This window comes from Roseobacter phycocola, from assembly GCF_042055075.2.
Taxonomy (GTDB): Bacteria; Pseudomonadota; Alphaproteobacteria; order Rhodobacterales; family Rhodobacteraceae; genus Roseobacter.
Map to the genome: position 1 here is coordinate 2010968 of NZ_CP194010.1, position 14400 is coordinate 2025367.

A 14400-nucleotide genomic window follows, 5' to 3' on the forward strand; every position below is an offset into this window, starting at 1 on the left:
TTTCTGCTAGATACAGCTCCCCGGCACAGACACGCTGCGGGATCATTGCGGCGCCGTGGCACACCTCCGGCGCGGGCGGACCCGGGACTATAAGCAGGATGCGGTGGGCCGCTCTTGTGGTCACTCCGGGCTTCCCCTAACCATAGGCGCAAACAACTCAGGGAGTATTTCCAATGCAAGATGGCCCCGATTATGGCTTTGATACGCTGCAGATTCACGCAGGCGCCCGGCCCGACCCGGCCACAGGTGCCCGGCAGACACCGATCTATCAGTCCACGGCCTATGTGTTCCGCGACGCCGATCACGCCGCAGCGCTCTTCAACCTCCAGGAAGTGGGTTTCATCTATTCGCGCCTGACCAACCCGACGGTTGCCGTTCTGCAGGAACGTATCGCGACGCTTGAAGGCGGCGTTGGTGCGGTTTGCTGCTCCTCGGGCCACGCCGCACAGATCATGGCACTGTTCCCGATCATGGGCCCGGGCAAGAACATCGTGGCCTCCACCCGTCTTTACGGTGGCACCGTCACGCAGTTCTCGCACACGATCAAACGTTTCGGCTGGGAATGTACCTTTGTCGATTTCGATGACCTTGATGCGGTGAAGGCGGCCATCAATGACGACACGCGCGCTGTCTTCTGCGAAGCGATCGCGAACCCCGGCGGCTACATCACGGACCTCGATGCAATCTCGGCGATCTCCGATGAAGCGGGCATCCCGCTGATCGTCGACAATACATCGGCCACACCTTACCTCTGCCGACCCATTGAACACGGCGCAACGCTTGTCGTGCATTCCACAACCAAATACCTGACCGGCAACGGCACTGTGACTGGCGGCTGTGTGGTGGACTCGGGCAAATTCGACTGGTCCGCGAATGACAAATTCCCGTCTCTCAGCCAGCCGGAACCGGCATATCACGGTCTGAAGTTCCATGAGACGTTCGGGCCGCTGGCCTTCACGTTCCATGGTATTGCCATCGGGCTGCGTGATCTGGGCATGACCATGAACCCGCAGGCGGCGCACTATACGCTGATGGGCACTGAAACCCTGTCACTGCGCATGGACCGTCACGTGGAGAACGCGGTGACCGTGGCCTCCTGGCTGGAGAAAGACGACCGGGTCGACTACGTCACATACGCGGGCCTGAAATCGTCCCCCTACTTTGACCGGGTCAAGAAAATCTGCCCGAAAGGCGCAGGCGGGCTTTTCACTTTCGCGATTAAAGGTGGATACGATTCCTGCGTCAAATTCGTCAATGCGCTGGAGATCTTCAGCCATGTGGCGAACCTTGGTGACACAAGATCACTGGTCATTCACTCCGCCTCAACCACGCACCGGCAGCTGACCGCAGAACAGCAGGAAGCCGCCGGCGCCGGCCCGGGCGTCGTACGGATTTCCATCGGTACGGAAAACGCCGATGACCTGATTGCTGACCTTGATCAGGCATTGTCCAAAGCGACGAGCTGACGGGACACTTCCCAACAACGGGGGCGCGGGACAGCGCCCCCTTTTTTATGCACTGCGGCGCTATGGGTCTCCGATACCGAACACCATATCCACCGTGACACTGACGCTCAGCTCGCCGGCAGAAACCGGCACATCAGCCACACGCGCCGCTGACATCTCCATCATCGGCGAGGGGCGCCCGGCCCCGCGCTCATTGATACTCCGGACCTCCCCAAGAGTGACGCCTGCGGCCTCCGCCAGCTGGGTGGCACGGCGGACCGCATCCCGCACAGCAGCGGTGCGCGCCGCATCATAAACAGGCTCCGGTTCCTGGATCGCGAACCGCACGCCATTGAACCGGTTCGCACCATCCCCGACAGCAAGCTCCATCACATCGCCCAGCTTGTCGAGTTCACGCACACGGACGGTCAGCGTGTTCGACGCCGTAAAGCCGATGGTGCGGGGTCTGTCATCATCGCCTGGCCCGCGGTTGTTCCATACAGGCTGGAGAGAGATGTTGCTGGTGGCGATATCCCGTTCGGCAATTCCCAGCGCATCAAGGCTTGCCAGAACGCCGCGTACAGCCTCCGAGGTTCCGTCCAGCGCGTCACCGGCCTGCAACGCTTCCAGTGTGACACCGATGTCTATCACGGCCATATCGGGCGCCTGCTCAACCGTCCCGGTACCAGAGGTCGAGATCGTTCTTGCGTCTTCTGCCAGTGCCGGTGCCGCTGCGGCCAGCCCGAGGGACAGTATGATCGCTGCTGTGCGCATTATCTTCTCCATTCTGATGGTCCTGCCAATGACCTCTATACCGTTGATCCGTCCTGGGGCGGAAACCCTTTGCCTTTCCCTCGGCAAAGACCTGCTGTATCCTGACAGTGTTATTGCGCTGCCTGTTGATTGCAAATGCCTGCTGGTAAAGAAAGTTTATGACGCCGGAACTCGCGCTCTCTCTGTCCCACGAAGGCATTGACCTGTTGCTCAGATCAGCAACCGGCTGGGACAGCATGGCGACTGTTAACCCGGCCGATCCCGATCTGGCAGAAAAGCTTTCTGAGCTGCGGGACCAGGCGGCCCGGCTGAGTTCCGGTGGTTTGCACTGCCGGATCAATCTGCCTGACAATCAGATCCGCTATATGGACATTCCCTTCCTGCCAGGAGAGATGTCCGGACAGGAAGCCGCCGAACGGGCGCTGGATGGTCAGACGCCCTATGCTATTGCCGATCTGTGCATCGCGACAGCTCTCTCGGCCGATCGCCTTTTCATTGGCGCCGTTGCACGCGAAACGCTGGAAGAAGCCCGTGAGTTTGCGCGTGACCATGGGTTTGAGCCTGTGGAGTTCAGCGCAGTACCTACCGGAGATCTTTTTCCCGGCACACCGTTTTTCGGGCCACGCACGGACACGGCACAAACCCCGAAGATATTCCCTGCCCCGGACGTCCGGTACGAGATGCCAACGCCCCGGCACACAGGCTTTGCCGAGGAGCCGGAACCGTTCGAGCACCGGCCGGCCGCTGCTTCCCGCGTTCAGCGGCCACCCCGGCAGGTAAAATCGCTTGCCGCGCACCAGGCCAGCAAGATTGAAGCGTTCGGACACCAGCATCGGGGAGAACAGAAGACAAGTCTGCTGCTCCGGCCTGCAACACTTGGATTTCTGGCTCTGCTCCTCGCGGTCGGCTCAGGCATCTGGGCTTCCGGTCTGTTTGGCAGCGGCAGTCTTTCGGCGTTGCTGGACACGTTTGAGAACAGCGAGCCCGAGGCGCAGTTTGCAGCCCCCCTGCAGCCCGAGGACCCGGTGCCGGGCACCAGCGGCATAACGCCGGAAACCGCAGACCCGGCATGGCAGCCGGCCGCGGCGACCGGAACGGATGCCGCGATCCGCGAAGCGCTGAGCGTACCTGTCGCACCGGAAGTGCCGGAAACGCCTCAGGAACCGGTGGATGATCTGGCGCGCTATGCCGCCACAGGCATCTGGTCCGTGGCGCCTCAGGTCCCTTCCGCGCCGGGGCTTGTGGACCTGGAAAACCTCTATGTCACCAGCATCGACCCTGTTCAGGTCGCTTTTGATGCTGTCGCTTTGCCCGAAACCGTTGCTGTGTCGGACGACGCAGTGCTGCTGACACCTGCGTCGCCGGCTCCCGCGGGCATTTCTTTTGCGCTGGACGAGCGTGGGTTCGTTATTCCGACGTCAGCGGGGGCTATGAATCCCGACGGCGTCCTGATTTTTGCAGGCGCCCCACCTGTCCGCCCGCCACAGGGGCGCGTTCAGGTGATCGAAGAGGCTTCCGTTGCAGACCCCGTTCTGCTGGCGCTTCTCGCAGGTTTCCGCCCGCAGCTTCGCCCCGACGATTTCGCGGAACAGTCCGAACGCGCGTCCTTCGCCGGTCTGACCCGGTCGGAACTGGCAGCTTTCAGGCCACCCCAGCGTCCGCAGTCGCTGCAGGAACAGGCCGCCGCACTGACGGCAGCCGCAAACGCAGCCGCCTCTGCTGCTGCCGCATCTGCACCGCGTGCCGGGACAGCCGGCTCGCTTTTCACCGGATCTGATGCCGGACCCGCACCTGAGAATGCTGTTGCTGTCTCACTGCGCCCTGAAGCACGCCCCTCGGATTTCAGCATCCGCGTGGCACGTATCCTGCAAAGCGCGCCCGCCGCCTCTGCTCCGGCCGCCGTAACCACGGCAAGCGCAGCACCCAGAGCCGTTGCCCCGCGCATTCCGTCCAGTGCGTCAGCGGCACGCGAAGCGACAGAACAGAACGCCATCAACCTGCGCCGGGTGAACCTGATCGGGGTTTACGGCAAACCGTCTGACCGGCGGGCACTGATCCGCCTCGGCAAAGGGCGTTACAAAAAAGTGCAGGTCGGCGACAGGCTGGATGGCGGCCGGGTCTCCGCGATTGGTGATGCCGAACTGCGATACCGCAAGGGCAGCAGGAACATCGTGCTCAAAATGCCAAGCAGCTGACCGGTCGTCGCAGGCCGCCGTTATTCTGCGGCGATCTCACCGGTTCTGATCTGTTCCTGTTCGATACTTTCAAACAGCGCTTTGAAGTTGCCCTCGCCGAACCCATCGTCGCCTTTCCGCTGAATGAATTCGAAAAAGATCGGCCCGATCACTGTCTTTGAAAAGATCTGCAGCAGAATTCTGGTCTCGCCGCCGTCTACCACCCCCTCGCCATCGATCAGGATGCCATGTTTCTTCATCCGGTCCACCGGCTCATCATGGTCTGTGACACGATCATAGCTCAGGTCGTAGTAAGTCTCCGGCGGCCCCGGCATGAATTTAAGCCCCCGCGAGGCAATCTCATCTGTACTGTCATAGATATCGCGCGCGCCAACAGCGATGTGCTGGATGCCTTCGCCGTTATACTTCTTCAGATAAGATACGATCTGGCCTGTTTCGCCCCGGTCTTCGTTGATCGGGATGCGGATCCGGCCACAGGGCGAGGTCAGCGCGCGGCTGAGCAGTCCGGTGTATTTGCCTTCGATGTCAAAGAAGCGGATTTCACGGAAATTGAACAGGTCACCGTAAAACCGGAACCACTTGTCCATATTACCCTTGTGCACATTGTGCGTGAGGTGATCGAGATACCAGAACCCGACGCCCGCCGGTTTCGACGTTGCGATCCAGTCAAACTCTTCGTTGTAGGGACTGGTGTCGTAATACTGATCGACGAAGTACAGCAATGATCCACCAATGCCATAGATCGCCGGAACATCCAGCGCTTTGCCCGGCCCTTCGTAGCGGACAGCGCCTTTCTCAACGGCCTGCCGGCAGGCCACCTCTGCATCCGCCACACGCCAACCCATGGATGGTGCGCAGGGACCATGTTCGGCGACAAAACCCGCAGCAAAACTCTCCGGATCAGCGTTCAGGATGTAGGTGACATCCCCCTGCTGCCAGAGCTCAACCGCGCGTGTCCGGTGGTTTGCAACATGCGTGTACCCCATCCGCTCAAAAAGTTCGCGCAGTTCCTGTGGATCCGGGTGGGCGAACTCCACAAATTCAAAACCGTCCGTGCCCGCCGGATTTTCTTCCGAAATGACCGAACGGGGGGCGTTGTGCGGAAAAGGTCCCATGATGATGCTCCTGCGTGGCGGTTTTCTGCGCGGCTGCGCATTCTTTCATCATTGTCATTGAAAACTGGCGGGGAAACTGCGCATCTCTCTCGTGCGTTATAGATTTTTTTGCACATTTCCCGCATAATAAGGTGAAATCACGACCGGAGGCCGCATCATGGCGCTGGATCATGTCGATACACGTATCCTGGCTGAACTGCAGAAAAACGCCCAGCTGACGGCTCAGCAGCTGGCGGATGTACTGAACCTTTCGCCAAGCCAGGCCGGACGGCGCAGGCAGAGACTGGAAGCAGACGGCTACATCCGCGCCTATGAGGCACGGCTCGACCCGCTGCATCTGGGCCTGCACGTTCAGGGCTTTGTACAGGTGCATCTTGGCACCCATGGCGCCGAACAGGCGCGCAGCTTCGCGCGTCTTGTGAACACCCGCCAGGAGATCACCGGCGCATGGACAATGACCGGCGATGCGGATTATCTTCTGCGTGTGTACTGCGCCGACCTTCCCGCCCTGAATGCACTGATTCACGAGGTCCTGCTCGCGCACCCGTCTGTTGCACGGGTGCACAGCCAGATCGTGATGGACCAGCTCAAACAGGATGGCCCCCTGCCCACCTGAAACCCGCCCTTCCGGGAGAAAAGACCACATGGACGGCTTCCTCTACCAGGCTTCGATATACCTCGCCGCGGCGGTGATTGCAGTCCCGTTCGCCGCCCGCCTGGGCCTGGGATCGGTGCTCGGATACCTTGCCGCCGGGATCATCATCGGGCCTGTGCTGGGCCTTGTTGGCTCCGAAACCCAGGATCTGCAGCATTTTGCGGAATTCGGCGTGGTTATGATGCTGTTTCTGATCGGCCTCGAACTGGAGCCGCGCGCGCTGTGGGATATGCGGCACCGGCTGCTGGGGCTGGGCGGCCTGCAGGTCGGCGTCAGTGCGGCCGCTCTGATGGCGATTGCTGTCGCCTACAACCAGCCCTGGGGCGTCGGTCTGGCCATTGGCCTGGCTCTGTCGCTCAGCTCCACCGCGATCGTTCTGCAAACCCTGTCTGAAAAGGGGCTGATGCAGACCAGCGGCGGGCGCAGCATCTTTTCGGTGCTGCTGACCCAGGACATTGCGGTCATCCCCATCCTCGCCTTCCTGCCCCTGCTGGTGGTCACCCTGCCCGCGCAGCACATTGCAGCAGATGGCTCGATCCACGTCGAAAAGGCCGCTGCCGGTCACCATGGTGACGGCCATCACTCCCTGTCGCTCGTTGAAGGGCTGCCTGCCTGGGGTGTCACGCTGGTTACCATCGCGGCAATCGGCGCGGTGGTCATCGCCGGTGTCTTTTTCACCCGCCCCCTGTTCCGTTACATTCACGCCTCGCGCCTGAGAGAGATGTATACCGCACTCGCCCTGCTGATCGTGGTGGGCATCTCATTCCTGATGACTCTGGTGGGCTTGTCGCCTGCTCTTGGGGCATTCCTCGCGGGCGTGGTTCTGGCAAACTCCGAATTCAGGCACGAGCTTGAAACCGACCTTGAACCTTTCAAGGGGCTGTTGCTGGGGCTGTTCTTCATCACGGTCGGTGCTGGTATCAACTTTACGCTGCTCTTCGGGAACATGCCGGCCATTATTTCGATGGCGCTGCTCGTCATTATTGTCAAAGGCCTGATCCTCTTTGTGCTGGGCCGCGCCTTCGGGCTGAAAGGACGCGATCAGTGGCTCTTTGCCCTCGGGCTTGCCCAGGCCGGCGAATTCGGTTTTGTGCTGGTGTCCTTTTCGGTGCAGCAGAATGTGATCCCGGTGGATGTGGCCGAAACGCTGCTGCTTGTGATCGCCCTGTCGATGCTGATCACGCCGCTTCTCTTCATTCTGTATGACGTCCTGTCCCGCCGCATGGAGGAAAGCACCGTCGACCACCCCGACGATGAAATCGACGCCGAAGGGCCGGTGATTATTGCTGGTATCGGACGTTTTGGCCAGATCGTGAACCGCCTGGTGCAGGCCAGCGGGTTCAACACAGTTGTGCTGGACCATGACATGGAGACCATTGCGGTGATGCGGCGCTTTGGCTTCAAGGGGTTTCTTGGCGATCCGACCCGGCCCGACATCCTGCGTGCCGCCGGGATTGCAGAGGCCCGTGTGCTGGTGGTGGCGCTGGATGACCCGGAGGCTGCAATCAAGCTGGTAGGATACGCCCGCAAAAACTATCCTGATCTGCATATCGTTGCGCGGGCGCGTGACCGGACGCATGTCTACCGCCTTTATCAGGCCGGTGCTGATGACATCGTGCGCGAACTTTTCGACAGTTCCCTGCGCGCAGGCCGCTATGTTCTCGAAAACATGGGGCTGAGTGACTACGAGGCGAGCGAGGCCGAACGGATATTTTACCATCACGACCGGCATTCCGTGCGCCAGTTGGCCGAGCTGTGGCAGCCTGGCGTGCCTGCCAGCAAAAATCAGGCCTATATCGACAAGGCCAAAGAGCTGCAGAAAGAACTGGAGACCGCTTTTCTCAGCCGGGAGAGCGAAGAGAATAAAGTCGCGGCGTCCGGCGGCGGGTCCTAGGCGTCAGAAACACCCGCTTCGGCAAAGGTTGCCATCCCGCTCAGGCACGCCACGGAGGCTTTGAGGACACCCAGCGACAGCGCGCCGCCTGAGGCTTCACCCAAACGCAGCCCAAGAGACAGCAACGGCTCCTTACCCAGCGCTTCAAGCATCCGGGCATGCGCGCCCTCGGCGCTCAGGTGCCCTGCCACGCAGTGATCCAGCGCACCGGCGACTGTTTTTTCCAGTGTCAGCGCCGCTGCAGTGCAGATGAAACCATCCAGCAGAACAGGAATACGCAGCGCCCGCGCCCGGGCAATGGCGCCGGCCATCCCTGCCAGTTCACGCCCCCCCACGCGCCGCAGCACGTCGAGACCATCCGCAGCGCCGGCATGAAGCGCTGCAGCTTCTGACACAACGGTGGTCTTGAGCGCGAGGCCTGCATCATCCACACCGGTGCCCCGACCGGTCCAGTCGGCCGCATCGCCTCCCAGCAGCAGAGCCGCAATTGCAGCTGCCGATGTTGTGTTGCCGATGCCCATCTCGCCCACAACCAGCACGTCAGCATCCGCATCGACCGCGTTCCAGCCGCTCAGCAGAGCCTCGGTCAGCTCTGCGTCCGTCATCGCGGGGGCCTCGGTGAAATCCGCAGTCGGTGTCTCCAGAGCCAGGGCGATAATGTCGAGACGAGCACCGAACGTGCGCGCCAGCTGATTGATCGCAGCACCGCCATGTTCGAAATTGGCGACCATCTGCGCTGTGACCTCTGAGGGAAACGCGGAGACACCCCGCGCGGCAACACCATGATTTCCCGCAAAAACAATGACCTGTGGCGCATTGACTGATGGCCTGTCCGTTCCACGCCACCCGGCGTACCAGATTGCAAGGTCTTCCAGCCGCCCCAGCGCACCCGGTGGTTTGGTGAGCTGCCCGTTTCGGGCTGCGGCCGCCCCCGCCGCATCAGCCACAGCGTCGGGTTGCGCGGCCAGCAGAGCACGGAACCCCTCCGGATCTGAAAAAGCTGTGGTCATGCGGGATCCTCCGGCTTGCATGGGTCGTCCCCCCTCTTTAACCATTGCCACACCTCCAGCAAGACGGGATGAGGCCCCAGAGGGATGAAAACCGACACCTACCCCCCCGTTGTGACCGAGATCGTGCTGGCATTCGCGCTGCTCAGCCGCCTTCCGACGCCGCATTTGCCTGACAGTGCCTTTGCCCGGGGTGCGCAGGCCGTGTGGGCCTATCCGCTGGTGGGGCTGGTGACGGCTTCCATCGCAAGTTTTGCCGCTTTGTCACTTTTGTCGCTCGGACTACCGGTGTCCGTTGCCAGCGGGATCGGGCTGGCGCTGCTGACTGTCCTGACCGGCGCGCTGCATGAAGATGGGCTCGCCGACGTGGCGGATGGGTTCTGGGGCGCGTATTCGACAGAACGACGCCTCGAGATCATGAAAGACAGCCAGATTGGCTCTTACGGAACGCTCGCGCTGATCTTTGTGACGGGGCTGAGGTGGCTCGCATGGTCTGCCCTGCTCGTGATCAGCCCCGGCGCACTGATCGCAGCGGCTGTTCTGTCGCGCGCGGCCATGCCGGTTCTTATGGCGCTGTTGCCACACGCGCGCGCCGCTGGTTTATCTCATTCCGTAGGTAGGCCGGCGCGGCCACGTGTATTCGCCGGAATGATCATCGCGCTTGTTCTGGCCGTTCTGCTGCTAGGCGCGCCCGCTGTGGCGGCAAGCGTGAGTGTTGCCCTCACTGCCGCCTTCATGGCGTGGCTGGCGCGGGACCGGATCGGAGGTCAGACCGGGGATGTTCTGGGTGCCACGCAGCAGGTGAGCGAACTGACTGCTTTGTGTCTGCTGCTGTTATTGCTGCAATAAAAAACCGCCCCGGACGTTCCGGAACGGCTGAAACTTCTGCAATCTTTGCGGATCAGGCCGCGACGCGGCTTTCGAGAACCTCGCCCACCTGCTTGGCGGCCGCCAGATCATCGCCACCACTTACAGCTGCGACTTCGCGGGTCAGACGCTCAAGCGCTGCCTCATAGAGCTGACGCTCCGAATAGCTCTGTTCGCGCTGATCATCGGTGCGGTGCAGATCGCGGACCACCTCGGCAATCGCAATCAGGTCACCGGAGTTGATTTTCTGCTCATACTCCTGAGCACGGCGCGACCACATCGCCCGTTTGACCTTGGCTTTGCCTTTCAGCGTTTTCATCGCGTGGGAAATAACGTCCGGCGAGCTCAGCGCCCGCATCCCGATTTCCGTCGCCTTGTGCGTCGGCACCCGCAGCGTCATCTTGTCCTTCTCAAAAGAGATCACAAAGAGCTCCAGCGTGATACCGGCCACTTCCTGTTCTTCGATCGACAGAATCTGACCCACACCATGGGCCGGATACACGACGAATTCATTCGGGCGGAAATCAAGTTTCTTCGATTTTGTCATTCATTGTTCCTCGTCAAACGGGTGAACATCCGGCCACTGTGAACAGTCAAAAATACACCAGGCAGGGCGGGCAGCCCTTGCATGCGGGTGTGACTGGACAGAATTTTAAGTGTCCGCAGGCTGGTGAAAGCGCGGAAAGACGGCATCCGTTATTTTGTTTGTTCCAGCACTATATCACAGAATCGGCCGCAGCGAAAGCTACCGCTGCGTAAGGTGTGGGAAAGTTACATAAAACCCGCTGCTTAGCTGATTCTTGTCGATTCGTCCGTGAAGCGAATCAAACAGGCTTGCTGGTCAGCCGCCCTCGCCTGGTGCTTCAGAGAAGTATTTCTCCAGTTTGCCCTGCTCACCGTCACGCTCTTCTGCCTCAGGCAGCGGGTCTTTTTTGGTGATAATAACCGGCCAGAGTTCGGAATACTTACGATTGAACTCGACCCATTTCTCCATATCCGGCTCAGTGTCCGGACGGATGGCATCTGCCGGGCATTCCGGTTCGCATACACCACAGTCGATACACTCGTCCGGGTGGATCACCAGCATGTTCTCGCCCTCGTAAAAACAGTCTACCGGGCAGACTTCGACGCAGTCGGTGTATTTGCAGGCGATGCAGCTGTCGTTGACGATATAGGTCATGTGATGCGGTTCCGGGTAAAATCTGAGGGTTAGCTAAATCAGCAGCCGGGATCATTCAAGAGAGCGGGACCGGGAAAGATCAAGAATGCGACGATCGCGCTTCGTCGGGCGACCTTTTCCTTCAAAGGACGGATTTTCAGGAGCACTTTTCTGTGAACGCGGCTCTGGCGGCGACAAATCCTCGTAAAGCGCCTGCGCTTCGGGGGCCGGGCCACGCCGGGTGCCCAGAGCTTCGATGCGGATCACGCGGATGGTTTTGCCCTGCGCAAAGGTCAGGACGTCGCCCGGTGACACCATGGTGCTGCGCTTTTCAACCCGGTTTCCGTTTACGCGCACGTCGCCGGCTGCGACCCGTGTGGCCGCAAGCGAGCGGGTTTTAAAAAACCGCCCGTGCCAGAGCCATTTATCGAGCCGCAGCTTTTCAGCCACTCACTTGTTGTCCTTGAGACCCATCAGCGCGGCAGCAAACGGGTTGTCCGGGTCAATTTTCTTTTCCTGTCTGGGTGGTTTTGCCGAGAACTTCTGCGCCCGCTGGCCCTTGCCGTCCTGCGGTCCGCCACGCTTGCCCTTGCCTTTCGGTTTACCCTTGCCCGGCGCGCGGTCTCCACCACGACGCTGGCCCTGCTGCCCGCCACGGTTCTGACGTCCCCATGTAAAGGTAAAGAAAACTTCTTTTTCGGGCGCGTCGGGCTCGCTCGCGTCGGCTGCTTCTGCCGCATCTCCAGTGTTTGCTGCAGATTCTGCGTCTGTCGCTGGTGCGGCTTCTTCATCTGTAGTCGCCGGAACTGGTTCGGCGGATGTATCGCTTTCGCTCTCCGGTGCAGTCTCTTCTGAGACCTCAGCCCCTTGGGCAGCGCCAGAAGCTGCCTGCTCGGGCTTCACCCTGTCCCGCTCGCCTTTTTCAGCCTTGTACCCAAGGCCCTGCATCAGATCCGCGAACTGTTCGAGCGTCATCCCCGTGATCGACAGCATATCGGCAGACGCCTCAAAGCCCGCACGGGTGTTCTCGGCCCGCAGCATATCTGCCAGCCGCTCCAGCATATCAATCCGGATCGCGCGTTCGCCGGCGATACGGTAGCCTGACATCGTGTCAGCCCCGGCAGGCGCGCCGCTGTCAGCCGGAATTGTAACCAGACCCGGGGGCGGTGCCTCGGGAAACTCGCCCAGTCCCTTTGTCAGCGACCACAGAACAAGGCGCAGACGCGTGGGGGCCGGTTTCAGCAGCAGTGGCAGGAAAATCGTGAACTGCCCGAAACGGATGCCATGTTTGCGCAATGCGCCACGTGCATCCTGATCCAGTGCTTTGACCTCATCGGCCACCTCTGCCCGTGGCAGAACTCCCAGAGCCTCGACCATGCGGAACCCAAACCCGCGCGCAAGGCCGGTCAGCGTTTCATCACGGCTGAGGTTCATCAGCGGCTCAAAAAGGGCGGCGATCTTGCGATCAATAAAATGCTGCAGACGGCGCTGCACTTTCTGTGCAACTTCCGGCCCGGCAACATCGTCGACAAAGACTTCCACCTGCGGACGCAGCGCATCGGGCCCCGCGACCAGTTTGCCCACGGCGTCTTTGCCCCACATCAGACCGCCCTGTTCGGTAAAGTCGATCTCTGTGTCCGGCGCATTGTAGAAACGGTCGGCCCGCAGATGGAACTGCGGCGCCAGCGCCTGCAGCGCCACCGTCTTAATCGTCTTCGCCTCGGCGCCGCCGGCACCCTTGTCCTGGCTGAACCGGAACCCTTCCAGCCGCCCTACAAATTCACCTTCGACGGTCACTTCGCCGGTATTCGATACTTCTGCCACCATGGCTTCCTTCTGGCCGAGCCGGCGCAAGAGCACGGATGTGCGCCGGTCTACGAATCTTTGGGTCAGACGCTCGTGCAGCGCATCCGACAATCGGTCTTCTACAGAACGTGTCTCGTTACGCCAATGGCTTTCGTCACCTGTCCAGCCTTTGCGCTGAGCCACGTAAGTCCATGTGCGGATAAACGCGAGGCGTCTCGACAACGCATCGATGTCCCCGTCCGTCCGGTCAATCCGTCTGATCTGTCGTGCCAGCCAGTCCTGCGGCACCTGGCCGTTTTCATGCAGAAAACAGAAAATCTGCTCCAGCAGGCTGGCATGTTCGGCATGGCTGATCCCCCTGAAATCCGGAATTCTGCACACATCCCATAGCAGGCGCACCGATGGTCCGTCAGAACAGCGCGCAAAAACCTCTGCGACCTGCCCCAACGCCCGCAGCGCGCCCAGATCGTCCGCTTCACGCGCCCGGACGAGGATTTCGTCCTGTGGCGGGGTTTCAAGCGAGGCGATCAGCCGGTCAATGCTGCCGAACTGCAGCGCATGGTTGCGCCAGTTCAGTTTCTTCAGAGGCGTAAAACGGTGGTCCGTAATCGCGCGCACCACTTCCTCGTCCAGCGGCCGCGCATCACCTGTGACACCAAAGGTGCCGTTTTTCATGCCCCGCCCGGCGCGACCGGCGATCTGCGCCAGTTCGTTCGGGGCCAGCGGCCGCATGCGGCGTCCGTCAAACTTGCTGAGCGCCGAAAAGGCGACGTGATCAACGTCTAGGTTCAGCCCCATCCCGATGGCATCCGTGGCCACCAGATAGTCCACCTCGCCATTCTGGTACATCTCGACCTGAGCATTGCGCGTGCGCGGGCTCAGCGCTCCCATCACGACCGCTGCGCCGCCCTTCTGGCGGCGGATGAGCTCCGCGATCGCATATACATTCTCAACCGAAAACCCAACGATTGCGCTGCGTGGACGCATCCTGCTTATCTTTTTCTGTCCAATCCACGTCAGATCGGACATCCGCTCCCTCTGGATGAACTGAGCACCGGGGATCAGCTCCCGGATCGGGCCGCGCATGGTATCAGCGCCCAGAAACAGCGTCTCATGCAGGCCCCGAGAACGCAGCAGACGGTCCGTAAAGACGTGACCGCGTTCCGGATCGGCACAGAGCTGGATTTCATCCACCGCCAGAAAATCGCATCCCATCCCGTCCGGCATCGCCTCGACCGTACAGACCCAGTACTGGGTGCGCGGGGGCACGATGCGCTCCTCGCCGGTGACGAGCGCCACAACAGAGGGACCACGCAACGCAACGATCCGGTCGTATACCTCACGCGCCAGCAGGCGCAGCGGCAGGCCGATCACACCTGTGCGGTGCCCCAGCATGCGCTCGATTGCATAAGTGGTTTTACCTGTGTTGGTCGGGCCCAGGACGGCCACAACCCGCTCTTCACCTGCCACGGCAGTATCCTCA

12 protein-coding genes are annotated in these 14400 nt (G+C 61.0%); 5 read left to right on the forward strand and 7 right to left on the reverse strand.

Annotated features, from left to right (window positions below; translation table 11 throughout):
• The first annotated feature begins 173 nt into the window (after positions 1-173).
• Positions 174-1466, forward strand: coding sequence for an O-acetylhomoserine aminocarboxypropyltransferase/cysteine synthase family protein (locus AB4K19_RS09875; protein ID WP_436399520.1), 1293 nt, complete (start codon positions 174-176; stop codon positions 1464-1466).
• Positions 1467-1526: 60 nt separating this feature from the next.
• Here the strand turns inward: AB4K19_RS09875 and AB4K19_RS09880 are convergent, their stop codons facing one another.
• Positions 1527-2231 (reverse strand): SIMPL domain-containing protein, encoded by a 705-nt coding sequence (locus tag AB4K19_RS09880; RefSeq protein ID WP_436399521.1) that lies wholly within the window; start codon positions 2229-2231, stop codon positions 1527-1529.
• 146 nt (positions 2232-2377) lie between these two features.
• On the opposite strand from AB4K19_RS09880, the gene AB4K19_RS09885 reads away from it, so the two are divergent.
• Positions 2378-4414 carry a hypothetical protein gene (locus tag AB4K19_RS09885; protein ID WP_375228221.1) on the forward strand — a complete coding sequence of 679 codons (2037 nt, stop codon included), beginning with the start codon at positions 2378-2380 and terminating at the stop codon, positions 4412-4414.
• Positions 4415-4434: 20 nt separating this feature from the next.
• Here AB4K19_RS09885 and hppD read toward each other — a convergent pair whose 3' ends face one another.
• The gene (gene hppD, locus AB4K19_RS09890; RefSeq protein WP_375228222.1) at positions 4435-5529 is read right to left on the reverse strand and encodes a 4-hydroxyphenylpyruvate dioxygenase; all 1095 of its coding nucleotides are present in this window, start codon (positions 5527-5529) and stop codon (positions 4435-4437) included.
• A gap of 157 nt (positions 5530-5686) precedes the next feature.
• Between hppD and AB4K19_RS09895 the strand changes: the two genes are divergently transcribed.
• Positions 5687-6145, forward strand: coding sequence for an Lrp/AsnC family transcriptional regulator (locus AB4K19_RS09895; RefSeq protein ID WP_375228223.1), 459 nt, complete (start codon positions 5687-5689; stop codon positions 6143-6145).
• Positions 6146-6173: 28 nt separating this feature from the next.
• The gene (locus tag AB4K19_RS09900) at positions 6174-8078 is read left to right on the forward strand and encodes a cation:proton antiporter domain-containing protein (RefSeq protein ID WP_436399522.1); all 1905 of its coding nucleotides are present in this window, start codon (positions 6174-6176) and stop codon (positions 8076-8078) included.
• On the opposite strand, the gene cobT is transcribed toward AB4K19_RS09900, so the two are convergent.
• On the reverse strand, positions 8075-9088 hold the full coding sequence (cobT, locus tag AB4K19_RS09905; protein ID WP_375228224.1) for a nicotinate-nucleotide--dimethylbenzimidazole phosphoribosyltransferase: 1014 nt from the start codon (positions 9086-9088) through the stop codon (positions 8075-8077). The two genes, AB4K19_RS09900 and cobT, sit on opposite strands and share 4 nt — an antisense overlap.
• A gap of 84 nt (positions 9089-9172) precedes the next feature.
• On the opposite strand from cobT, the gene cobS reads away from it, so the two are divergent.
• On the forward strand, positions 9173-9934 hold the full coding sequence (gene cobS, locus AB4K19_RS09910; RefSeq protein ID WP_436399523.1) for an adenosylcobinamide-GDP ribazoletransferase: 762 nt from the start codon (positions 9173-9175) through the stop codon (positions 9932-9934).
• Positions 9935-9986: 52 nt separating this feature from the next.
• On the opposite strand, the gene AB4K19_RS09915 is transcribed toward cobS, so the two are convergent.
• From AB4K19_RS09915 to AB4K19_RS09930, 4 genes are all read right to left on the reverse strand, one after another.
• Positions 9987-10499, reverse strand: coding sequence for a CarD family transcriptional regulator (locus AB4K19_RS09915; RefSeq protein WP_375228226.1), 513 nt, complete (start codon positions 10497-10499; stop codon positions 9987-9989).
• Between the two features lie 294 nt (positions 10500-10793).
• The gene (gene fdxA / locus AB4K19_RS09920; RefSeq protein ID WP_436397466.1) at positions 10794-11132 is read right to left on the reverse strand and encodes a ferredoxin FdxA; all 339 of its coding nucleotides are present in this window, start codon (positions 11130-11132) and stop codon (positions 10794-10796) included.
• Between the two features lie 51 nt (positions 11133-11183).
• Entirely contained in the window at positions 11184-11561 is a 378-nt protein-coding gene (locus AB4K19_RS09925; protein ID WP_436397467.1) for an RNA-binding S4 domain-containing protein, read from the reverse strand.
• The gene (locus AB4K19_RS09930) at positions 11562-14387 is read right to left on the reverse strand and encodes a helicase-related protein (RefSeq protein WP_375228227.1); all 2826 of its coding nucleotides are present in this window, start codon (positions 14385-14387) and stop codon (positions 11562-11564) included. It abuts the gene before it with no gap.
• Positions 14388-14400: the final 13 nt, after the last annotated feature.